Source organism: Sphingomonas sp. UYP23 (genome assembly GCF_054059235.1).
In genome coordinates this window covers 2,724,876-2,747,494 of the sequence record NZ_JBSSBX010000001.1, presented here as the reverse complement: position 1 = coordinate 2,747,494, position 22,619 = coordinate 2,724,876, and the positions used below count along the sequence as shown (strand labels likewise).

Genomic DNA, 22,619 nt, shown 5'->3' with positions numbered 1-22,619 from the left:
GCTTGGCGGTTCATGCGCGCAGGTGGCAATATGAATTGTTCGCCAAGGATACCCGAATGAGCCTGCCACCCGTTAGCGATCGAGCTATTGCCGTGCTTCAGGAGGAACGAAAACGCCTTCAAAATACACACGACACTTGCGCCGCAGTATTCGGTCCAAATCGGAGCGAAGCACAGGCCGCTGCTTTGGCGCGGATTATTGACGCCGTTCAGGCGATCGCTGCCGAGATCGAAGCTCGGACTGGTGCAGACGTTGAATGATAATGCCGGGAATGTGATCAGCGAGGTCGAGGAATCGCGTGAAGCCAAGGGTGGACAACATCCGTCGGCTCAGGAACTTGAGGGAAAGGTCAGGCTGATCCAGAGCTGAATAACGTCCTGACGACCGGGACGATTGGCAGTGACGCCGACCTCAGGTTTTGGGATGGAGACGCCTTTGCGACCGAGGACCTCGTTACGTATCTGGCCGGGGATTCGATCGCCAAGAAGCAGCTTCAGGCGTTTGAGCGCTACCCGATTGAGATCGACCTCGAGGGACGGCTCTTGGTATTCGAGTCGCACCAGCTCGACATGCAGCGGCAGATAGACATCCTAGTCGAGAGTTACCGGCCAGGGGCAACCGGACATCCTGCCAATCCGCAATCGGCCACAGCCTGACGCATAACCAAGCCGACACGAGACGCGAGCTTCTCGTAAACGGCCCGAACTGTGCTTTCTCATGCCGCCATGGCACGTCGCGCGAGCGCGCATTGCGACCAAATCTCCGACAGTGCGCTTACCAGCTTGTCGACGTCGGCGTCCGAATGGAGCGGCGAGGGCGTCAGACGAAGCCGCTCGGTTCCGACGGGCACGGTCGGGTAGTTGATCGGCTGAACGTAGATGCCGTGATGTTCAAGCAGCCAGTCGCTGATCATCTTGCACTTCTTGGCATCGCCGACCATCACCGGGATGATGTGGCTCGGATTGTCGATCGTCGGGATGCCGATCGCGTCGAGCCGCCGCCGCACTTGCGCCACGCGCGCCTGGTGCTGCGCGCGTTCCCAACCGCTTGCCTTGAGATGGCGGATGCTTGCGGTCGCGCCCGCGGCGAGTGCGGGCGGCAGCGCGGTCGTGAAGATGAACCCGCTCGCAAAGCTGCGAACGAAATCGCACAAAGCGGCTGAGGCGGCGATATAGCCGCCCATCACGCCGAACGCCTTGCCAAGCGTGCCCTCGATGACAGTAATCCGGTCCATCAGCCCGCGCTCCTCGGCAATGCCGCCGCCGCGCGGACCGTACAGGCCCACGCCATGAACCTCGTCGAGATACGACATCGCACCATGGCGTTCGCAAACGTCGAGGATCTCGGCGATCGGGGCGATGTCGCCGTCCATCGAATAGACGCTCTCGAACGCGACGAGCTTGGGGCGCGCCGGGTCGATCCGCGCGAGTTTGCGGTCGAGATCCGCAGGGTCGCTATGCTTGAAGCGGATGTACTCCGCGCGGCTGTGGCGGATGCCCTCGATCATCGAGGCATGGTTGAGTTCGTCTGACAACACCACGCAATTCGGCAGCTTGGCGGCGAGTGTGCCGAGCGCCGCCCAGTTCGAGACATAGCCCGAGGTGAAGAGCAACGCGGCTTCCTTGCCGTGGAGATCAGCGAGTTCGGCCTCGAGCACGACGTGCGCGTGCGTCGTGCCCGAAATGTTGCGGGTGCCGCCAGCGCCCGCACCGCACGCGTCGAGCGTGGCGTGCATCGCGTCGAGCACTTTTGGATGCTGCCCCATGCCGAGATAATCGTTCGAGCACCAAACTGTGACGTCGTCGACGCCGGCTTCGGTATGATGGCGCGCTCGTGGGAAATTGCCGGCCTTGCGCTCGAGTTCGGCGAAGATGCGGTAGCGCCCGTCTTCCCTCAGCGCATCCAGCTCGACCGTGAAGAATGCCTCATAATTCATGACGTAGCCCTCACCTGTCGTCCGTTGTGGATTGTATTGTTTGATTTTTGCCGTGGTCCGATGCCGTTGAGCTTTGCGCAACGGCAAAATCGGAAAAGGCGCTCGAGATCGTGGTGAAAGTGCCGAGATAGGCGATGCGTCGACCAGTCTCTCCCGACCCGCGCTGCTGCGGGCGATGGACCCCAGCGTGCCTTGAGGCCAGAGTCCGCTTTCGAAACGCCCGATCGTCGCTTCGCGGCTGGGCAGCCGACATGCGGATCGCCGGCGAATTCATGGCCGAAGCCAGAATCGGATGCCTTCGGCCGCAACCCCGAGGCTCAGGACACTCACCGTCCAGATCGCGAGCATCCAGACCAGCCGCCGCCACAGCGGCGCGTCCGCTGGTGTCTCAATGGAAGCCATGGGTGCCGACCTTCCCGCGAAATACCCAGTATGCCCAAACCGTGTAGGCAAGGATGATCGGGATTATCGCGATCACTCCGACCAGCATGAATGACTGACTGCTCGCGGGCGACGCCGCCTCCCAGATCGTCACATGCGGCGGTACGGCGTATGGGAAGATGCTTATGCACAGGCCTGCAAAGCCGAGCAGGAAGAGCCCGAGCGAGATCAGGAACGGCAGGCGTTCCGCTCCCCGCTTGAGGCTGACGAAATAGATGACCGCGGCAACGGCGACGAGCAGCGGAACCTGGGCGGTAAGGAGCACGCCCGGCATCGCGAACCAGCGGCGCCAGTAGGCATAATGGAGATAGGGCGTAGCAGCGCTGACCGCCGTCATCGCGACCAGGGTCGCCGCTCCGAGCCACCCGGCGAGCCGCCGCGCGTGCTCCTGCTCCTTCCCGTCCGTCTTCCACACCAGCCACGTCGCTCCGAGCAAACAGTAGCCGGTCACGAGCGCGACACCAGTGAGCAGGCTGAATGGGCTTAGCCAATCCAGCCAGCGGCCCGCATATGCGTCGTCGACAACGGTGATGCCCTGCAGCACGGCTCCGAGGATCATGCCCTGCGAGAGGGCCGCTATTACTGATCCGACACTGAACGCGACGTCCCACGTCGCGCGATGCCGCGGCTCGCGCCAGCGGAACTCGAAGGCAACGCCGCGCAGGACGAGGCCAAGGAGCATCGAAATTATCAGCGGATAGGTCGCGGGCAGAATGATCGAGTAAGCGATCGGGAAGGCGGCGAGGAGGCCTCCGCCGCCCAGCACAAGCCACGTTTCGTTTCCGTCCCAAACGGGGGCGATCGAGTTCATCGCGCGATCGCGTTCGGGACCTACTGCGAGGAGTGGAAACAGTATTCCGACGCCGAGGTCGAAGCCATCCAGACAGACGTAGGCGCAAACGGCGAAGCCAAGAATGCCCGCCCATGCAATCGCGAGGTCGAACGAAGCGATCATCGAGCTGCTCCCATTTGGATGTTGACGGCGTCCATCCTCGGGGCGGGCACGCCGCCGGCGGTCTGCGGGATCGGCGGCGGCCCCTGCTCGCCCGGCTTCGGCCGTGCGGACATCAGACACAGGACATAGAAGATGCCAGCTCCGAATACGGTGAAGTAGACGATGACGAAGGACACGAGCGACGCCGCCACCGCCGGCGCTGCGAGCGGAGAGTGCGACTGCGCGGTGAGCAGATAGCCAAACACGGTGTAGGGCTGCCTCCCGACTTCGGTCGTGACCCAGCCGGCGATCACCGCGACGAAGCCTGCCGGCCCCATCAGCATAGCGCTCCAATGGAGCGGTCGGGCGTCGAACAACCAGCCGCGCCAGCGCGCGAACAGGCTAGCAAGTCCGAGGCCGAGCATGGCGAAGCCCAAGCCCACCATGATGCGGAACGACCAGAAGACGATCGGAACAGGCGCCCATTGGCTTCGCGGGAAGTCCTTCAGACCGGGCATCGGGGCATTCAGGTTGTGACGCAGGATCAGCGATCCCATGCGCGGTATCTCGATCTTATAGCGCACCCGCCCTTCGGCGTTGCTTGGAAGGCCGAACAGCACGAGGGGAGCGCCGTGCGGACTTGGATCGTAGTCTCCCTCCATCGCGAGTACCTTCGCTGGTTGGTGCTCCAGCGTGTTTAATCCGTGAGCGTCCCCCGCGAGAATCTGCAGGGGCGTCACAAGCGCTACCATCCACATGGCCATCGAGAACATGCGGCGGACGCCGACGTCACCGGGAGCGCGCAGGAGATGGAAACCTCCGACTCCGCCCACGACGAGGGCCGTGGTCAGGTAGGCGGCGAGCACGGTGTGGACGAGGCGGTAGGGAAAGCTCGGGTTGAAGATAATCGTCAGCCACGAGCCGGCCGGCACGAACTGGCCGTGCGCGTTGATCAGGAAGCCGACAGGCGTCTGCATCCAGCTGTTGACGCTGATGATCCAGGTCGTCGAGACCAGCGTTCCCAACGCTACCATGCAGGTCGCGAAGAAATGCAGTCGCTCGCCGACCTTGCCTTCTCCAAACAGCATGACGCCTAGGAAGCCGGCTTCGAGGAAGAAGGCGGTGAGGACTTCGTAGGCCATCAACGGGCCAACAATCGGCCCAGCCTTCGCGGAGAAGACCGACCAGTTTGTGCCGAATTGATAGGACATCACTATGCCCGAGACGACGCCCATGCCGAACGCGACTGCAAAGATCTTGAGCCAGTAGCGGTATAGGATCCGGTATATTGCGTCGCCCGTCCGCAGCCACAGAGCCTCAAGAACCATTAGAAAGCTCGCGAGCCCGATCGAGAAAGACGGGAAGATGAAGTGGAACGAGACGGTAAAGGCGAACTGTGCTCGTGCCAGCGTCACGGCGTCCAGATTTTCGAGCATTCCCATGTTGCCTCCGGGAAAGTCGGCGGCGGACGGCCGGGTTGGCGCGTCCGTCCGATCCACGCCTGTGGGCTCGGCTTTCTTGCGTTGACGATAGCGGAGACGGCAACGCGGGTTCCATCGTCCCCCGGGGTCTTCGGACCACACTAGAGTATGATCGATGCGTCCCGGCCATTCGGCTAGGACCGGTGCTGCAGGTCCGTTTATCAACACGGTCCGGGGCCAATCGAACGATCGCAAGATATCTCGCGACCAACGCAGCAGTTAGGATTCCGGAGTCTCGCTTATGACGGCCATCTTCCTGCCTGCCGCGATTCTTGCTCTGACGCTGTTCTGCATACTGGTCGTTAGATCCCGCCCAATAGCGGTCAGACTGTCGTGCGAGCTGGTTCTTCTCGTCGTCATAATGGCCTGTCTGGTCGCCCGCGGCACTTCTCCACTTCCGAGCGGCCCTAATCTTGCGCGACACGCGGATGCCGCATGGCTGCGGGCACTAGCAGTCATTTGGTGGCTGATCGGCGCGAGGGTGCTGGCCGTGGTTGCGGCTGTCGTGCTTGGTCATGACGCTCGATCGCGGCGGGCACGCCTACTTTCGGACCTTCTTGCAGGCGCCATCTATTTGGCGACCGTGCTGGTCATCCTAAATTCGGTGCTTGAGCTGCCGATCAAGGGCCTGCTTGCAACGTCGGGCGTCATAGCGATCGTCCTCGGTCTTGCGTTGCAAAACACGCTCGCGGACGTGTTTCTCGGGCATAGCGGTGGGGCTAGATCGACCGTTCCGCGTGGGCGACCGGGTGACGATCAAGGATCACGCTGAGGGCGTCATCGTCGAGGCGACCTGGCGTTCGATCCGGATCCAGACCGAGTGGGAAGACATCGCCACGATACCCAATAGCGTCGTCGCCCGAGGGCAAATCATCAACCACAGCTTCCCGACCGAGCGGCGGGCGGCATCGATTGAGGTGCCCACGCGCTCCTCGGCCCGGTCCGAAGTTTTGCTCGAGCTGGTGCGGCAGGCTGCGCTCCTGTCGCCGAGCGTTCTCGATCAGCCCGCGCCGACGGTCTCCCTGAAGCGCGTCGGCCTCAGCACCACGACGCTCGGCGTGCACTACTTTGCGGCCACGACCGGAGAGATGGGGCACGCAAAGGCGGAGCTCTTCCGGCATATACGTCGCCTGTTTCGGCATGCGGGCATAGACTGCGGCCGCCCGCCGACCCTGATCGAGGCCCTCAGCAGCACCGCCTTGTTTGAATCGCTGCCGGCCGACCAGATCGACCTGCTGTCTCAGTGCCTGATTGAACGTTCTCTTGCTCCTGGAGACGTACTGTTCGAGCAGGGGAAGGCAGGAGCCTCGCTCTACATCGTGCGGTCCGGCGTTCTAAGAGCGGAGCGCCGCCACGACGGCTCCGGATACGAGCGGGTCGGACGGGTCGGACCGGGCGAATATCTGGGTGCGATCAGCATGATGACGGGCGATCCGCATCCCGTCACTGTGACGGCGGACACTTTCGCCACCGTGATCGAGATCGGCCGGAAGTCGATCGACGCGCTCCTGCAGAAAGAAGAGGCGCTTGGGACCGCGCTGGAGCGGGCGATCCAGCAGGGCATGGCCCTATTGGACGGGAGCGGCGTCGCGCGGACATGCGACCCGGTCGACAGCGGTGGAACCATATTGGCTCGCATCCGCGAATATCTCTCGCGCGGGAGGCTCAGCCGGTAGGCGCGGCAGGTCCCGGTGGGTTCAACCGCTCACCGCAACATGACAGGTTTTGTAATGTTGAAGAAGGCTACGGAATGGCCCGCGCGGCGCGGCCCGGTTTTAACACCGTAGCAGAAGCGTGATCTGTGGTCATGGTGGAAGGCCGGATGACCCTTGCGTGATATTGCCGAGCGCTGAGCAAGCACGCACGGGATCGTCCCGCTGACGCCGAAGGCGGTTCTTCACAGCGCACTGTAGGGTTCGATGCCCCCCGGGCGAATGGAGCGGTCGGCGATGGTGCCGAGGAGGCGCCTCAAATGCCCTGACGGATGGCGGGCGTTACGCGGATTGCCGCCGGCCCATGATGCATAATCGACGGGAGGCTCTCCATCTTGATCGGGGTGCCGCCGCCACGGATCACGTGACCATCAAATCCTTTGGAACATATGCACATGTGCATAGTTATAGCCGGATGAATCCGCGACTCTCGAATGGGTCGACTGGTTCAACCATCGTCGACTGCTCGAACCCATCGGCAACATCCCGCCTGCCGAAGCCGAAGATCAATATTATGCTGCCGCAAACAACATCGATATGGCAGCGTGACTCACAACCCAACGCCCCCGGCAGACCCGGCGCGGTTCAACACGCCCCGGGACACTACCCCGACTCATGCATGCCTATTGCTCCAGGTAATCGCATCAACCGTGGGTTGTATTGCTCCTGCCAGCTGCCTCAGCCAGGCAGCCTCGTTAGCGATTCGCTCGGGATCAGCTTCAATCCACCAGGCCCGGCGTTCGGACGACCACCGATAGCCGGCCGCCTTGAGCATGTCCTTGAACTCGAACGGAGCATGAGCCGCATAAAGCCGCTGTGTCGCGCGCTGCGCCGTTTCGATCATTTTGGCAGCGATAGATTTTCCGTCCTCTGCGGGTGAGGCAAGCAGGCACGTCGTCGCCCAGACATCCGCCCCAGCGCGATGTGCGTCGGGCAGGAAAAACCCGCCCTGCGTCAGCAGGCCCGCGATGCTTTGACCACCATTAAAGCCAAGCGCCGGCCAATCGACCTCACTCATCGAACATGCCCATGGCAGGTTAGCGAACGCCGGAAAGCGGCGACTAACGAAGCCGCGATCGAACTTCGCGTTATGAGCCACGGCCACATCAACTCCCCGCAGCGCCTTCGTAATCTCGGCCTCGGGAAACCATTTGCCGATCAGCATGTCCGACGTGATGTGGGTAAGCCGCTCGATCTCTATCGACAAATCCTCGGCCGGATCTTCCAACCACGACTGCGGCGGCGTCACCTCCACGACATCGCCACCGTCGAGGTCGATCGACAAAGTCCCGATCGCCAGCTCGATCATCTTGTGGCGCTCGGGGTCGAGCCCGGTGGTTTCACAATCCACGATAGCGCATTTTATCACATTCTCCGGCACGGGCATGGAGCGGCACCAGATTTCGTCGGGCTGTGGTAGTCGGCGTAATACACGATAGTCGCCGATCTGCTAAAGGCGGCGGGCAAGCCGCTCACCGCGGCGGTTCGGGTTGAGATGGTAGAAAGACATGCGCAGTTCCTAAAAATGGAAACGCCCGCCGCCTGGACAGGCGGCGGGCGGGAGGATGATTGGTTTATGGAGCGTCAGGCGTGGATGGCGGAGCGCAGTCCGATCAGCTGGAGCCACGCATCTTCGGCGGCGCGTGTCTGGTCGGCATTGGCAAACCACTGCCAGTGCCGGGTTCCGTGCCGACCATTGTCTCGCCAGAACCGGGCGGTCGCCAGAAGGTGGACGTGCGGGATTCCAACCGGTGCGCCGTCCGCGTCACGGCGGAGGTGAATCGCCCAATCCACGATCATGCCTTTGTCGGTCAGGTGCCTGTAGACATAGTTCTCGACCAGCCAGGTCCAGCGCGCTGGATCGTCGGCGGACGGAAGATCGGCGACGATGTGCGTTGCAACGACGGCCTGTGGGCCCTCCCGCGCGGCCGCCTCGTCGGCTTCACGCCACAGCGCATCGCCGTTCTTCAAGTGCGGCGCCAGCTTCAGCGGGTGACAGCGCCCCGCGGCCAGCAGATCGCCGCGATCGATATAGCTGTCCGGCACCTTGCCGAAATGGTCGCTGCCGCTGATGCGGTTGATGTACAGCCAGGATGCGGTTGCCGTGTAATGCGTGGAGTACGGCCCCTCTGTAGAGCGGCTTTCGCGTCCGGCCGCGCACACCGGGCGAGCGTTGAAGGGCGGGCGCGGGCGCAGGCCGCGTCCTGCCGCCTCACGGATGCGAGGCGCTAAGGTCGTGTCAGTCATGTTGGATTCCTTATGACGAAGTCACGCGTCGCACATGCGACGCGCGGAGCCGTCAGGCGAAGGAATGCTTCTTCTGCATTTTCCCCTTCACCTTCCGGCTCACCTCCACCCTTCCCTTTCCAATTTATCTATTTGCGGATGCGTGGACGTGTTCCACTGCTCTGTGTCGCGCCGGCCGACGTGCGGATCGCGACCTCCGTTCGCTTCGATCGTCAGCGGCTTGGGCCGCCAATCCCTTCGTCTGGTGGTCGGCGGCCCGGATTGTTGCTGGCGATGTGCGAACGCATTGCGGGCACAAGCTCGGTTGGCCAGACGGGCTTCCCGGCGTCCCTGCTGTTTCGCACTGTCTCGACCACAAGCCGGGTGGCGCGTTCATCGTGTCGCAACGCTCGGACAAGCGCAGCCATCATTGCTGGAGCCTCGCGCGTCGCCATGAGCCGGTCGTCGCTAGCGAACACGATTTGCCGCGGCTTCTCACCTGCGAACTGAACGAGCGCGAGCAGCTGCTTGGTCGGAGCGCCAGTGCGACTATCGAACGCAGCGATCCGTACGCCGTTATCGTCGGCCCACTCATATTTCGGCGCGCCCATGTTGCTCCAGCCGCCAAACCCATCCGGGCTGGGAGCGACGGGCTTTGCCGCATCTGGAGCCTTGCGAACACGCGCTGCTCCCTGCTCCAACTGTTCGTCCCGCTTGTTGCGCGCCTGCGCCTCGTACGCCGCAGCCACACGCTGTTCGATCGAGAACATATCGTGCTGGAACCCGGGATCCTGGCTCCAGCGATCCAGCCGAACGAGCATGGCGGGGACGATATCGCGCGGCCAGCGGCGCACACCGGTCTTGGCGAAGTCGAGCGGGCGACGCCCGGCCTCATCGGATACTGAGTTGATCACTTGTTGTTGGTCGGCCCGAATCTTTGTCAAACGCGCTTGGGTGCGCGGCGCGGCAACCCACGAGTCGTCCACCCCGACAGCCTTCATCGACGAATACTCGAGTTCCAGTGCCCCACCGCCATAGTCGGCAACATAGGCATCGATCTCGGCGATCCGTGCGAGCACCTTGTCGTCGCTCGCGAAGCTTGCCGCTCGATCCGGCGAAAACGTCGTAAACGGGTTGGATTCAAGCCACTGAAGTGATGGCATTTCGGCAAGCAGCGGCGCCGCGTAAACGAATCGATTGTTTGGCGTGTATCTGTAAGCGCGGGCACGACGGGATTTGGCTGCGGTGATCATCATGGCGTCTGCGGGACGAGGCCTCGGTGCTTCTCCGACCGGCGGTTCGGCTTCGCCAAGCCGATGCTGGTCGTGGCGCTCCATCACGTCTACAAGCGGCACAGGCCATCGAGCCGAGGCATCCTGACCGCGCCGGGCGAGGACATCGGCAGCTAGGGCGTGAACATCTGACTCGTTCCGCCAGATATCGAGCAAAGCGGCCACAGGCCCAAGGCCCCTGCTGGCGTCGATGCGAGCATTATCACCGATAGTGTAGTCGACCGTGTTTCGAGCGATCGCCAGCAGCACGTCCCGCAAGGCCATCGATGGTTTGCCATCCGGCTCGAACGGCGCGATCGAATCCGGATCGGCGCGATCTTGCCGATCCGGAGTCGGTTCAGGTTCGGCGGCCCTGACACTTTTCGTGGGCGAGGTCGCACGAATCTTGACCAAAAGGTTCTCGATCGAGGCGACGAACGGATGGACCGGCCGTTCGCGAGATGCCGCCGCCACAATCCTCGGTTGCGGCGAACTTGGCCACGCTGCCACGATCTTCAAAGCGGCTGCCGCTCCCGTCGTCGGTGGCATCTGTGCCGCAAATTGCCTCGGTCGTGCTACTTGGACCGAAGGCTTCAGCGCTTGACGGAACCCCAGCGCTTCACTGGCTCGCAAGTAAGATGGGGCGGAAACAGAGTGTCGATCCTTTGCTCCGACGAGATTTTCTTGTGCCGCGCCAACAGGTGCCGGGACAATGCGAACATCGCGAGGTCGCGGCGCAGCGGAAGGTTTCAGCCTGGGATCCTTCGGCCCAGATAGTGCCTTGGCCGGAGCAAGACGCGCAGTCTCCGCTGTGTCGGCCCACGCGGATACCAGCCGGGAAAGGTCCGGGCGACGAGACTGGTCTGCACCGGCTGAAAGGCGACGGGCAGGAACGCTGGGCGGGGACGCGATCAATGGACCTTTCGAAGCTGGCAAGGTCGCTACCGAGACATGCAACTCGTCCCGTGCCGCAGTATGATTGGCAGAGGATGCCGACACTAATCGCTCCCGATTCGAGCGCACTGGCTGAACCGCTTGCTGCGCCACGGCCGCATCACGTATCTTTGTCAGCGCGGAAATCTTGTTGTCCAGGTCGCGCAAGAAACGGCGATGCGCGTTGCGCGCATTCTTGATGCGGTTGCGCTCGTGCGCCCAAACATGTTCGCCGCGTGCGACCATTGCCGACCGCTGTTCGCCGAGGTGCTCGCCAGGCTCGAGGTCTAGACCACGTGCACCATAGCCAAGACCGGTATAACGCATATTCCGGCCCGATCGCTCGGACGCTTCGCTCATCGAATGCGCCCATAGGTGCCGCAGCATCTGAACACCGTTATTGCCATCCAGCTCGCCGCGCACCTCGTCGGCGAAGGTCCAGCAATATGGCGCAACACGGGGAGTCGGTCGAAGGTTTGTGAGGATGTGCCCATGCGGGTTCGGCTGATCTGCACCTTTGGGCGACTGATGCATAACGGCGGAATAAGGCAGCCCGAGAGGCGCGAGTACCGTGTCGCAGAAATGCTTTAGCGCCGCCTGCTGTTCGTCCGGACTCGCGTCGATGTCGAACGCGACGATGATACGTATCTGGATCTTGCCGTTCTTGCGGGTTGTCGCATCTTCGATGCACTGCCAGGCCGCGCCGATCTCGTCGATGTCCTCGCCGAGGTTGGAAAGGATGATCGGCTCGTTATCAGCGTCGCGCAACACTGCTTCGTCCCGCGCTTCATATTCCCAGCGATCGCGGGCGGCACCGCGGTAAAAACTGGAAGACTTCCGGCCGAGGTAAGATTGTGCAAAATGTACGCCGCGCATGCCGCGCTCGTCGATCACCCACGAGGACGTCTGGATCCTCGTGACACTGGTGCGGCTAGAGGTGACAATTACCCGCTTTCGCACGTCGGATGTCTTGCGCGGCGGTCGGTCGGGCTTGACGCGCACGAGCAGCGTCGCCGCCATCCGGCGATAATCGCGATCGATCTCGGCGAGCTCGATCAACAGGCGTCTGGCAGCGGCTCTGTCCTCGAGGTTGCGCTGTAGTTCATCTGCCTTCTCCTGGCGCCTCGCCTTGCGTGCTTTGAGCTGGTCGGAACGCGCCTGTTTGAGCACGATCTTCAGGCTCGCCTGGGTTGCAGCCCTACAACTGCCGTCCGGCAGAACGACAAAGACTTCTATGGGGGGTGGGGGGAGCGCAGGGCGGCCGGAGGCAGCCGAATTCGACGAAGGCGAATTCATTTAATGCGCCCCCCACCCTTAACTCTAAATGCTCCTTCCCCTGCCCCTCTTCTGACACCCATCGAACTAATCGCACTGTGTTGATGACCTGACACACTAACCCCAGCGGCTTGGATCGATTGATCGAATTGGCGGACGGGCGGCGGGACCATGTCCGACCATCACCGATTGCCGTGTGCGCCAGCCATGTCAGTCCACGCGCCGAGGTCCTGGCAACGCCTCACGCGCGCGAGGCTTCGACGCGGCGAAGAAAAAAACCGCTTCTTGCAGCTGCCTCTCCATCCCATAAGCTCGAAGTTGGGCGCGGTGCCCAGCAGATATGCTGGACCTGCCGATGATCAACGCCCACTCGACCCATCCTTCATCGCAGCATGTGCTCGCCCCCGCAGGTGCGCCCTCGCGACTGACATGGCTGGCATACATGCGTTCGTGGTCGATGCGTCTCGAAGGAGACGCGACCATGAACGACCCCGCCCCAGCCTGCAATGAGGATCTCGTCGAAACCCTTAACCGATTGATCGCCGACGCCCGCGCCGTCCGGCAACGCGCGGTCGACAAGAACGTCGCGCTCGACGTCGAGCAGGCCGACCTCGGACACCACCCGCACTACGCCGGCTACATCATGGGCGGCATGCTGCTCGAGCGCGGCTTTAGCGCCGAGCATATACTCGCGGTGCTCGGCGTGAACGCTCTCGGCTGGCGAGATGTTCTCCCTCGCCTGACCGACGCGGTCGTCGCTGATGGCGACGATGATGCCGATCTCCTGCTTCGGCTGCGCGCTGTGTGCGAAGCAGACCCGATGTTGGAGATCGCTGGCGAGGTGCTGGCGGGCGAGCTCGATCTGCTCAAGCACGGTCGCATCGATCCATTCTGGCTGAAACGTCCGAAGTTCGGGCTTGGCCAGACGGCGCTCGCGTTCGGGCTGAAGCCTCATCATGCCAAAGGGCATCGCGGCCTCTACGCCCTGCCGCTCGAAGTCTTGCACCGCGGGTTCGAGAACGCGGCACCGAACCAGCAGGACCAGCGGTTCGGAGCAATGCTGGTGCCCGTCATCGAGGCGGGTGGCAAGCGGCTCGCCCGCATCGGCGCGGCCGCCCTCCACCGCGACGCCGAGGCACGCTACCATGATGACAGCGCGCGGTTCGCCGCGCACCAACGCGTCCACCCCGATCGCCGCTGGCGCTGGAAGCCACCGCTGTCGCGTCAGGGGCATCTCGCCGTCACGACCGCGCAGACGCTTGACATAGATCTGCCGGCTGCCCTCACGCGCGGCCACGCCGCCAACTGGCTCGGCGATCATGATGCAAATCTGCGCTTCACGGGCAAGGAGTCGTGACGATGGCGGAGACCGCCATCATCGTTGACGGCGTCACAATCCGCGATATCACCGGCTATCGCGCCCAGCTCACCGCGGTGCGTGCCCAGCTCGAGTTGATCTACGTCGGGTTCGACCCCGCCCGGCCCGAGCTCCTGCTCGTTCGTGAAGCTGAAATCGTCGACCTCGCCAATAATGCCGAGCGCCTGCGCGAGATCGTCGAAACCTGGGATGCGGCCGAGAAGCAGCGCACCAATATTCTCGCCGTCTGGGAACTCGTCAGAACATTTACGGGAGATGAGGAGTGACCCCGGATCGCGCACTTCACCGTGACAGCCGCGAAGACATTGAAGGGTTGGTCCATCGCGGCCGTATCATCTTGCCGGAGGTGATCCTGCCCGACGGCACCGCCTCGCTCGACCAGATCGCGATCGTGCCGCCCGGCGTCGATCTCGCCAAAGCGTTCCTGCCATACCGCGAGCGGCCTGGCGCCCCGGGTACCGGGCCAGGCGCCGCAATCGTCGGCACCCGCGAGCCCGAACTCGGCCCGTACTTGCCCGGGTTCGGATTGACTGTGCTCGCTGATTACCGGCACCGCCACATCACGCGGCCGCAGAGCCGCGACGCCATTCTTGCATGGCTCTACGACATCACCGGCATCCGCTATGCACCGGCTGCCTTTTGGCGGGTCGCCGGCTGGGAGATCGGCTGGGCAGCCAACTGGCTCGATCGTATGTTTACAGGCGGCGCCATGGGCGAGCTCATCGTCGCCGAGCGTCAAGCCGCTGCTGCGGTTCGCGCGGCCTGGATTGCGCAACGTGGCGGAATGACCGGCTCGCCGCTCATCGACACCGGCATGTTGATCGCGGCGCGAGCGGTCATCGACATGCTTGCCGCTTTCGAACGCGTGATCGAAGAGGCGCTGCGGGACTCCACGGTCCGCGCGAAGCGGCGAGAGATTGATGCTGCTCGCGCGGCAATCCTCCAGCGGCTGCGTTCGTGCATCACTGCAATCGAGGATGCCGCGACCAGCCGCATGCTCGCTTACGACCGCGTCAAAAAGATCGACCGCGCCCTCGATCATGCGCGTGACCTCGTCGAAAGCATCGGCCTGTTCACCGCTGCCGGCGAGCAGATTGGCGAGCGGGTGGTCCGCATCACCCAAGCGCTTCCTACGACAGGCCGTAAACCGCCGCCAATCGCCACGACGTTCGCCGCGACTCTGAATGACCTTTCCGCGCGGCTGGAGGTGGGGATCGCCTCTGGGCCAGCTCCGACCGCCCCCGCAGCATGGTGCCCGGATACGACCGGTGATCTAAGCCGTCTCAACGGTGCCGATATGCAGGCTCGCGTTGCAGCCTTGGCGCTGGTGCGGACCGACCTGGTCTACAAGCTCGTCGTCACGCGGCGGCTCGATCGGCTGTTTAAAGCGCTGCCATGGATGGCTGCGCCTTCAGGCGCGTTTCGCCTGACCTATGGCGGTCCGCTCGGTGCCGCGGCAGATCTGTTCGAGGTCGCGCGCTACCGCGAGATTGCGATAGAGCAGGCGCACCGCGCTCGCGAACCGCTGTCGGGCGCGCGGCTCGACACTACGCTCGGCAACGCTGTGTATAGCACGGCGTCGAAAGTTCTTAATGCTCTGACAAGCGCCACCCGCGCCGGCTTCTGGCTGGCTGGAAGCGCCCTCTCTCACCACATGGTAAAGGCGTTTTTGGCGCAAAAGCCGTTCGATCCGGCACATCCGTTGCCCACGCTGCAGGCGGGGCGGCTCGACTTTGCGTTCGAACGATCGATGCAGGACCCGGCAACGATGGCGACGGTCACCGACACCGAGCGCGCCAAGCCGATCTACGCCTCGACCGACTACCACCGCGACCTGCCCCGCTACATGGGACTGACGATTGCCGACATGCTGACGGTGGCACTCGACGACGTCTTCCCCTGCGACTTTCGCGACCGCACCTTCACCAAATTCACACGCCTCGCCGACCAGCGACGCAGGGATCTAAATCGCGCTGCCCCCACGTTCGGAACCGACAAGGCGGCACCCGCCACGTTCGGTACTGACAAAGCGGCAGCCGCCAGTCGCGAACTGCTGCGCTCGGTTCTGAAATCGATCGACCTGCCGACCGATGGCATCAGCACCGACTGGCGCCCCTCCTTGATCGTGACACGGAGCCCGGTAACGGTAGAGTTGCGCCGGTTCGACGATCGCAACATCGGACATAACGGCGACCGGCTCAGCCAGGGTCGACGCCTTCGAGACCGTGCATCGGACCTCCGGGCCTTGCACAACGATCCCGGCAAGCAGCTGCGCGATCGGGTCGATCGCGCGCGTACCTGGAAAGAGGGGTACAGCCACGACCGGCCGCTCGCCGCCATATTGTCAGGCCGCCATCGCCTGGCCAGGCTGACGCCGGTTGCGCAGACCGGTATTTCCGCGATTTGGTTCTATCCCGGTATCGACACGTCGATTCACAATTGGATCGCAAGCGGCGCACCGATGTGGGCGCCGCTGGCGCTCGGCAACGTCGTCCACGCCGGGCTGATTGCACGCGAAGTGCAGACAGTGACGGCCGCAATGCCGCTGCTGTTCGGCATGCCTATCGCGCCTGCACTCCGCCAGCGCATCCTTGTGCCGCTATGGACCGGGCTCGCCGGCATTACCGAGGACCACGCCCATGTCCGGTGACACGAACATGACTGACATGGCTGACGTACATCACGGGCGTGCAGGACGTGCAGATCGAACCACGAGGATCTTCACATGACCGACCAACTACCGCTCCAGCCGCGCAAGGCCACCACCCGCGTGATACAGGTCGATCCGGCCTCGGTCCGCATCTCGCCACTCAATCCGCGCGGCAGCACGCCGCACGATCCCGACGGCATCGCCCGGCTCGCAGCCGAACTCAAGGCGGTCGGGCAGATCAACGATGCGCACGGCGAAACCGCTGGCGATGGCGTGGTCGAGCTGCTCGCCGGCTCGCGCCGCTGTGCCGCCTGCGCGGTCGCCGGGATACCGCTTCGTATCCGTGTCCATGCCGAGCTGCCCCGCACCGAGGCGATCGGCATCGCCTATCGCGACGATCGCGAGGCGGTGACGCCCAGCTTCTGGGACTTGGCCTGTGGCTGGGCGGCGCTGTGCGAAGGCACTACGTTCAAGACCGATGCCGACCTTGCCAATGCGGTCGGGATCGACAAGTCGACTCTCAGTCGCGGCCTCGCATTCCGCAAGGTGCCCGACGTTATCCTCGATGCATTCGCCGACCGCCGCGCGATCAGCCTCAGCCAGTGGATCGACCTGGCGCCGCTAGTCGAGGATCCGGACAGCCGTGCAAAGCTCGCAGAGCGTGCCGCGCTGATCGCCGGCAAGGGCTATACGGCGCCACGTGTCGCGGCCGAACTTAAGGCCGCCGCCGCTGGCAAGACCGAAATCAAGGCCGTCGAGGTTCGCAACCGCCACGACCGCATCGTCGCCACGATCCTGCCTGACCATCGCGGTGGGTTCACCATCAAAGTCAAGCCGATGACCGAGGCGCACCCCAGCTTCCGTCTCGAATACGCACGCCTCGTCAACGAGCGGTTCGTCGAGCTGGTGAAAACCTGGTTCGATCGCGACGCCTGATCGACCGCGTCCCTCAAGGAGTGAAATCATGACACCCAGCGAACAGGTTCCAATGTGGTTCGGGCCGGTCACCCGGCTGGTCGGCGAAGACGAAAGCAAAGTGCTCGCCCAACTGCCCGTCGGAATCTACCCCGATCCCGAACCGGCTTGCGCGACCTGTCCGGCCAGCGACTGGTATCTCACCATGAAGGAACTGCGCTGCTACTGCACAGCGCGCGGAAATATCTCCTGGGTGTCGAACGATGCTCCGGTCATGGCATGCGACACTCGTGAACAGCTGATCCAGGACACCGCCGCCCGCGCGGGTGCCAACCTGACGAACGTAAAAGATGCGTGATGCTGCAGGACGGGCCTGCGTGTGCAACGGTTGATCTCAACTGGCCTGATACTGGAACCCGGCGAGATGACGAACCCAAACCCTGACGCGTTGGATTGGACGGACCCGTTGTGGCAGGTGTTGCTTGACCACTGGGTATCCGAAACCATGCCCGTTGCGTTGCATCGCATCGTCGTTGCCCTTCAGGAATGGCGTGAGCTGCCGCTCTGGGAGCATTTGACCCCAGACAAGAACGTATATCTCCGATCCAGATTTGATGCAGGCTGCCATCCGAACATCGGGGTGCACCTACGCGACAACATGTGTGGCGTTTCGGGCTGGACTATCGTCCGTGGGGGCAAATGGTCGTTTGACATGTCGCAGGAGCCGTCACCGCTCATCTCGCTGGCCGATCGAAAATCGATCTGCTGCAGGATCGCGTTATGGTTAGACCAGATCGCAAACGGGCTGCGTCAGACCAAGCAGGTGGTCGACCAGCATCGGCGCCGGCTCTGCGTTCTTGGCGGGGGCGCGGTCAACATCTCCCTCCCCGACCGGATCGGTCAAATACATGAGCACGGCCTCGGCAGGTCGTTGCCACGTCTGTCCGACAAAAACGCGCGTCACACCAACGCCAGATCGAACGAATACTGCTGCAGCGAGCCGCTCGTGATCGCCTTCGTCGCTGATAGTAGCGGGCCTGTTCAGGTCGGCAGGATCTTTGCGCCGATTCGCACATTCGCGTCCGCCTAGGCGGTGAGGCGCCGATGACGACCTGAATTACCGAGTATTGCGGCTCGTAATACCTTTACAAGGCATGCGGCAAACATCTCTCTGAAAAATAAGGGCGATCCACCTGGCGAGCCGGTCGCAACCCAGTATCCATCTATTTCAGGCGTGCCGATTTACGGCTGAGGGTGCTTAGCCATTAAAATACAGGATCGCCGCTCCGCTGCCCACATTACGGTTGTCCCTCGCCAACGTCCCGTAACCCACAGCGATTGGGTCACCGAGATCGCCGGTGACAGATCATCGGTGAGGGGCGGACCGGCTAGTTTCAGGGTTATTCTGGGTGGAAACCGGCGTGTCCGCTTTAGAGCGGGCACCTGCGGCAACCGGCCGTTCGTTGGCGCGCCGCGCGCGGACCGCTCCCGACCAAGCCCGGTCATTCCTTACTTGGGTCTTGAACGTCTGCTCCTGTCAGAAGCAGACGTCAGGCTGGCAATGATCGGTAATTGCTCTGAGGATGTAGCTCCCGTGCCACGCTGAGCGAAGCAGGGCGTTACGCGAGAGTTTGACCTCAGAGGGCCCTTGCAAATTCCGAACTTCGTTTATCACACGAGGCATTCCTCAGAGTACGAGGGATGTACACTGCAGCGGCTAGCTCAATAGGAATGCGATATCATCCTCAGTTAGATGCACTGGTGTCGCAGCGTCTTCGCTCCAGAGCGCTTCTGCCAATGCCGCCTTTCGCTGCTGAAGCGCCAGAATTTTCTCCTCGATCGTTCCGGTCGCGATCATACGGTAGACGAAGACGGGCTTTTGCTGACCGATGCGATGCGCGCGATCGATCGCCTGCGCCTCGACGGCCGGGTTCCACCACGGATCGTAGAGAATGACAGTGTCCGCCGCCGTGAGGTTGAGCCCGGTACCGCCCGCTTTGAGACTGACCAGTATCAATGGCACCTCCCCCGACTGGAAGCGAGCGACGGGCGTCTTGCGGTCCTTGGTCTTACCCGTGAGCTCGACCCACTCGTGTTGACGCCGGTCGAGTTCCGGCTTGATCAGATCAAGCATCGATGTGAACTGGCTGAACAGAATTATCCGGCGCCCTTCGGCGATCATCTCATCGACAAGGTCGAGCAGGCGTTCGAGCTTTGCGGAGCCGGGCGACTTCGTTTCCTGGCCCGGGAGCAGCCGGGGATCGCAGCAGACCTGCCGCAATCGGGTCAACGCGGTAAGCACCACGATGTGAGACCGCATCAGCCCAACGCGCGCGATCTCTTCGCGGATGCGCTCCTGCATCAGGATACGCTGGCTCTCATGCAATGCCATCTGCGCTGCGCCAAGCGTGATGGAAAGCGGGACGACCGACTTTGCCGGTAAATCGGAAGCAACCTCGTCCTTTGTCCGTCGCAGCATGAACGGCCTGAGCTTACGTGCCAGCCGCACCTTGGCAGCCGTGTCGCCATGCTTCTCGATCGGATTGCGATAGTCGCGCACGAAATCGCGCTTGCTGCCGAGCAACCCCGGCACGACCAGTTCGAACAGCGCCCACGCATCCGTCAGCCGGTTCTCTACCGCGTACCCGTGAGCGCGATCTTGCGGTCGGCAATCAACCCCCTGGCGGCTGCGTGGCTCGCGGTTTGTGAGTTCTTCAGCATATGCGCTTCGTCGAAGACAACGAGGCCGAAGCTTTCTTTTGCGAACACCGCGGCGTCGCGCACCAGCAGAGGATAGCTGGTCAACACGATATCGTGCCCAGCGATGGTCTCATGGTGATTATGGCGATCGGGACCGTGGGAGAGAAGCGACGAAAGCACCGGCGCAAAGCGCTCGATCTCAGCCTGCCAGTTGGGCAACACCGATGTTGGCGCCACGATCAGGACCGGCTTCTTGAGCAAGCCGCCCGCTCTTTGCGCTGCGATGTGCGCCAGCGTCTGCACGGTCTTGCCGAGACCCATATCGTCGGCGAGCAGACCGCCAAGCCCGGCGCGCGCGAGCGCCTCGAGCCAGTCGAACCCGGTTTGCTGATAGGGCCGTAGCGTCGCCTCGAAGCCGTTCGGAAGCGGCGTCTCAGCAAGCCGAAGCTGTGTTAGTTCCCGTGCGAGGCGACGCAGCTGGTCGCCCCCAACCCACCGCAAGTTTGGGGTCGTGGCCTCGATCTCGCCGAGCAAACCAAGGTCCAACGGGGAGAAGCCCGGCCGCCCCTTCGAAGCCCCCGATCCATCGTTCGCCGCGAGCATGAGTAAGGCACGCAGCAATGGCAGCACACAAGCGGCCTCGACGGTCACGACTTTGCCATTACCGAGAGCAACAGGAAACAGCCGATCCGTACCGGCCATTTCCTGTTCGATCGTGTCAAGATCGTTCACATCGATCGTTGTGAGCAACCGGCGGAACGTCGGCACGAGATCGATCCGTTCTCCGTCGATTGTCGCACCGAGTTCGATGTCGAACCAGTCGATGCCCGACGGGACGACATCGACGGAAAGGCTGTCCGGCTCGGCGGCAACGATGCGAAGCGGGAAATCGGGTGCAACCTCGATACGCCAGCCTTCGGTTCGCAGCATCTCCGCGTCGTCGAGCAGGAACGATGTGAAGTCTTGGGCTGTCGCTGGCATTTCGGGCGCATAATCCCAATCCTGCCGAGGAGCGGGATCGAGATCCTCGAACTCGACCAGCGGGATCAGGCCCGTGTGAAGCAAGCGCGCCAGCCCCGCAAACTCAGCCTCAGGATCGCGAGTGAAGCGAACAAGCCCCTGCTCGTCTCCGACCATCAGAGAGCCTTCGGCGGTCGCGGCGTCGATGATCGTTCCGGCATAGTCGAAACCGAGCCGAGCGACTGCGCACGCGACGCGCATCTTGCTCGCATAGCGATGGCGCCGGTTATAGTGATCCTCCAGCTCGACCTGCTCCATGCGTAGCGACAAAATCGGTGTCGGCGTGAGCATGCCGAGATCGCGGACCTCCGGCACTGTGGGAGCGGGTACGCTGGGCGGAGCGAATTCGTGCCAGCGTGCCGCCAGCGCCGCCACGGCGCCAGCGTCAATCGGGGGCAGCCGTAACAACTGCTCGGCCATCGCGGGTAAGACGCTGAGGTCGAGCGGCGCGACGGCACCAGTTACGGTGTCGATGCAAACCGGCGGACTGAGCAGCACCACAGCGCAGTGCGGCAAGATGCCTTCGACCACCAGTCTGGTCCCGCCGAGATCGTCATCCGCCCAGCCAAGCTTAGCCTCTATCGGGAGCAGCCGATGGAGGGCTGGACCATGCACCGATGCCCATCGCGCGCGGCCGGTTACAAGGAGCCGCTCAAACAGGTCAGCGCCACCGACACCTGTCAGGCAACCCTCAAAATCACAGTCTCCGACGCGCATCCGCAAGCGCCGGACGAGGAGCAGATCTTCGTCGGTCATGTGCTCCGACCTATGAGGCGTTCCGTACCATCCTGCGGCCTGTACCTTTTTCCCGGTCCCGGCGGGTTTGCCGCCTGCGTCCACGGCGACCTCGACGGCTTCGGCGATCAAGCGCACCGGGCCTCCGGGTGGCGCCAGAGCCGCGAGGGTCCGCTTCTTCGAGAGCCGCATTCCTCCAACGGCCGCTTGAGCCCGGATGACATAGAGGATTTCCGCCAAGGGGATTACTTGCCGACCTCCGGATCGCTCGGCCAACGGCCGCATCGCTGCCGCCCATTGCGTCAATGCCGGTGAAAGCGGCATGACGGTCGGGGACGTTCGCTCTAATATTGTTGGGAGGTGGGTCGCTGCACGACCTGGCGGCGTGTCAGCTGTCGTGCCTTTGAGGCTCTGCCTTGCGGCGAACATCGCGGCCGCCGCATGTTTGCAGCCCATTCCGACCGGGCAACTGCATTTGGTTGCGATCGCGGTTCCTGATCCGAACTGCATTTCGACCTTATACGGCGTTCGCGACGTTCCGTTCACTGTGGCCCGGATTATACCGGCCCCTTGATCCAACTCCAATCGAGTGACCATCCCCCTTTGCCAATAGTCGCGCCCCGCGCTGACCATGCGCAATGTCTGAACGGCGCGGTTCAGGACGGCATCGGTGATCTCCGGTATCATAGCTTAATTGCTAGATTAAAAGATGCCCCGCTGCCATCCTCTGGGCAATCACCGTGCCGCTATCGCCACGCATTTTTCGAGGCTGAGGGACCCAGGCCCCGGCCGTGCTCAACACAAGAACACAGGGCTAGCAGCGACCGACAGCGCGACCTTGAGTCTCAGATCCAACCCTACATCATCGGTAGCCATACCGTTCAAGCGAGCAAGAGCGGCTACAGACATCTCCATGGCCATTCTCCATCGGCCCGATTGGCCATCTGAAGAACGTTTGCCAGACTGCGAAGCGGAGGCCCTTTGGCGCCTGCCGACCACATCCGGTCGATCA

General features: G+C 62.9%; 20 protein-coding genes and 1 pseudogene. 11 read left to right on the top strand and 10 right to left on the bottom strand.

Annotation, left to right across the window (positions count from 1 at the left end; all coding sequences use genetic code 11):
- The first annotated feature begins 56 nt into the window (after window positions 1–56).
- The gene (locus ACVWYO_RS13585; RefSeq protein ID WP_457351595.1) at window positions 57–260 is read left to right on the top strand and encodes a hypothetical protein; all 204 of its coding nucleotides are present in this window, start codon (window positions 57–59) and stop codon (window positions 258–260) included.
- 69 nt (window positions 261–329) lie between these two features.
- On the opposite strand, the gene ACVWYO_RS13580 is transcribed toward ACVWYO_RS13585, so the two are convergent.
- The 5 genes from ACVWYO_RS13580 to ACVWYO_RS13560 all read right to left on the bottom strand — a co-directional run bounded on the left by ACVWYO_RS13580 (window position 330) and on the right by ACVWYO_RS13560 (window position 4,747).
- Window positions 330–560: a hypothetical protein gene (locus ACVWYO_RS13580; RefSeq protein ID WP_457351593.1), complete on the bottom strand. Its 231-nt coding sequence runs from the start codon at window positions 558–560 to the stop codon at window positions 330–332.
- A 155-nt stretch (window positions 561–715) separates the two neighbouring features.
- Window positions 716–1,936 carry a 5-aminolevulinate synthase gene (gene hemA, locus ACVWYO_RS13575; protein ID WP_457351591.1) on the bottom strand — a complete coding sequence of 407 codons (1,221 nt, stop codon included), beginning with the start codon at window positions 1,934–1,936 and terminating at the stop codon, window positions 716–718.
- Between the two features lie 270 nt (window positions 1,937–2,206).
- Window positions 2,207–2,338, bottom strand: a complete 132-nt coding sequence (locus ACVWYO_RS13570; RefSeq protein WP_457351589.1) for a DUF2474 domain-containing protein — start codon at window positions 2,336–2,338, stop codon at window positions 2,207–2,209.
- Complete coding sequence (gene cydB, locus ACVWYO_RS13565) at window positions 2,325–3,332, bottom strand: cytochrome d ubiquinol oxidase subunit II (protein WP_457351587.1); 1,008 nt, start codon at window positions 3,330–3,332, stop codon at window positions 2,325–2,327. The genes ACVWYO_RS13570 and cydB overlap by 14 nt, the downstream gene beginning before the upstream one ends.
- A complete protein-coding gene (locus ACVWYO_RS13560; protein WP_457354999.1) occupies window positions 3,329–4,747 on the bottom strand; it encodes a cytochrome ubiquinol oxidase subunit I in 1,419 nt (472 codons plus the stop codon). The genes cydB and ACVWYO_RS13560 overlap by 4 nt, the downstream gene beginning before the upstream one ends.
- Window positions 4,748–5,033: 286 nt before the next feature.
- On the opposite strand from ACVWYO_RS13560, the gene ACVWYO_RS13555 reads away from it, so the two are divergent.
- From ACVWYO_RS13555 to ACVWYO_RS13545, 3 genes and pseudogenes are all read left to right on the top strand, one after another.
- Window positions 5,034–5,564: a hypothetical protein gene (locus ACVWYO_RS13555; RefSeq protein ID WP_457351585.1), complete on the top strand. Its 531-nt coding sequence runs from the start codon at window positions 5,034–5,036 to the stop codon at window positions 5,562–5,564.
- A complete protein-coding gene (locus ACVWYO_RS13550) occupies window positions 5,530–6,468 on the top strand; it encodes a cyclic nucleotide-binding domain-containing protein (RefSeq protein ID WP_457351583.1) in 939 nt (312 codons plus the stop codon). Before ACVWYO_RS13555 ends, ACVWYO_RS13550 begins: the two co-directional genes overlap by 35 nt.
- Before the next feature lie 453 nt (window positions 6,469–6,921).
- Window positions 6,922–7,053 (top strand): annotated as a pseudogene (locus ACVWYO_RS13545) (IS3 family transposase); the annotation flags it as partial.
- A gap of 64 nt (window positions 7,054–7,117) precedes the next feature.
- Here ACVWYO_RS13545 and ACVWYO_RS13540 read toward each other — a convergent pair.
- The 3 genes from ACVWYO_RS13540 to ACVWYO_RS13530 all read right to left on the bottom strand — a co-directional run bounded on the left by ACVWYO_RS13540 (window position 7,118) and on the right by ACVWYO_RS13530 (window position 12,230).
- Window positions 7,118–7,951 (bottom strand): 3'-5' exonuclease, encoded by an 834-nt coding sequence (locus ACVWYO_RS13540; protein ID WP_457354997.1) that lies wholly within the window; start codon window positions 7,949–7,951, stop codon window positions 7,118–7,120.
- 137 nt (window positions 7,952–8,088) lie between these two features.
- Window positions 8,089–8,751, bottom strand: a complete 663-nt coding sequence (locus ACVWYO_RS13535; RefSeq protein ID WP_457351581.1) for a MobA/MobL family protein — start codon at window positions 8,749–8,751, stop codon at window positions 8,089–8,091.
- Window positions 8,752–8,963: 212 nt separating this feature from the next.
- Window positions 8,964–12,230 carry a MobA/MobL family protein gene (locus ACVWYO_RS13530; protein ID WP_457351579.1) on the bottom strand — a complete coding sequence of 1,089 codons (3,267 nt, stop codon included), beginning with the start codon at window positions 12,228–12,230 and terminating at the stop codon, window positions 8,964–8,966.
- Between the two features lie 460 nt (window positions 12,231–12,690).
- Here ACVWYO_RS13530 and ACVWYO_RS13525 point away from each other — a divergent pair, with 460 nt between their 5' ends.
- The 6 genes from ACVWYO_RS13525 (at window position 12,691) to ACVWYO_RS13500 (ending at window position 18,242) form a co-directional block, all read left to right on the top strand.
- Entirely contained in the window at window positions 12,691–13,566 is an 876-nt protein-coding gene (locus tag ACVWYO_RS13525; protein ID WP_457351577.1) for a hypothetical protein, read from the top strand.
- A 2-nt stretch (window positions 13,567–13,568) separates the two neighbouring features.
- Window positions 13,569–13,853 carry a hypothetical protein gene (locus tag ACVWYO_RS13520; RefSeq protein WP_457351575.1) on the top strand — a complete coding sequence of 95 codons (285 nt, stop codon included), beginning with the start codon at window positions 13,569–13,571 and terminating at the stop codon, window positions 13,851–13,853.
- A complete protein-coding gene (locus ACVWYO_RS13515; RefSeq protein ID WP_457351573.1) occupies window positions 13,850–16,237 on the top strand; it encodes a hypothetical protein in 2,388 nt (795 codons plus the stop codon). Before ACVWYO_RS13520 ends, ACVWYO_RS13515 begins: the two co-directional genes overlap by 4 nt.
- Window positions 16,238–16,312: 75 nt before the next feature.
- Complete coding sequence (locus ACVWYO_RS13510; protein ID WP_457351571.1) at window positions 16,313–17,173, top strand: ParB/RepB/Spo0J family partition protein; 861 nt, start codon at window positions 16,313–16,315, stop codon at window positions 17,171–17,173.
- Window positions 17,174–17,201: 28 nt separating this feature from the next.
- Window positions 17,202–17,510, top strand: coding sequence for a hypothetical protein (locus tag ACVWYO_RS13505; RefSeq protein WP_457351569.1), 309 nt, complete (start codon window positions 17,202–17,204; stop codon window positions 17,508–17,510).
- Window positions 17,511–17,531: 21 nt separating this feature from the next.
- On the top strand, window positions 17,532–18,242 hold the full coding sequence (locus tag ACVWYO_RS13500; protein WP_457351567.1) for a hypothetical protein: 711 nt from the start codon (window positions 17,532–17,534) through the stop codon (window positions 18,240–18,242).
- 627 nt (window positions 18,243–18,869) lie between these two features.
- On the opposite strand, the gene ACVWYO_RS13495 is transcribed toward ACVWYO_RS13500, so the two are convergent.
- Together ACVWYO_RS13495 and ACVWYO_RS13490 are read right to left on the bottom strand one after the other, a co-directional pair.
- Window positions 18,870–19,745 carry a DEAD/DEAH box helicase gene (locus ACVWYO_RS13495; protein WP_457351565.1) on the bottom strand — a complete coding sequence of 292 codons (876 nt, stop codon included), beginning with the start codon at window positions 19,743–19,745 and terminating at the stop codon, window positions 18,870–18,872.
- Window positions 19,746–19,786: 41 nt separating this feature from the next.
- Complete coding sequence (locus tag ACVWYO_RS13490) at window positions 19,787–21,487, bottom strand: DEAD/DEAH box helicase (RefSeq protein ID WP_457351563.1); 1,701 nt, start codon at window positions 21,485–21,487, stop codon at window positions 19,787–19,789.
- On the opposite strand from ACVWYO_RS13490, the gene ACVWYO_RS13485 reads away from it, so the two are divergent.
- Window positions 21,467–21,922 carry a hypothetical protein gene (locus tag ACVWYO_RS13485; protein ID WP_457351561.1) on the top strand — a complete coding sequence of 152 codons (456 nt, stop codon included), beginning with the start codon at window positions 21,467–21,469 and terminating at the stop codon, window positions 21,920–21,922. The genes ACVWYO_RS13490 and ACVWYO_RS13485 overlap by 21 nt on opposite strands.
- The last annotated feature ends 697 nt before the right edge of the window (window positions 21,923–22,619 follow it).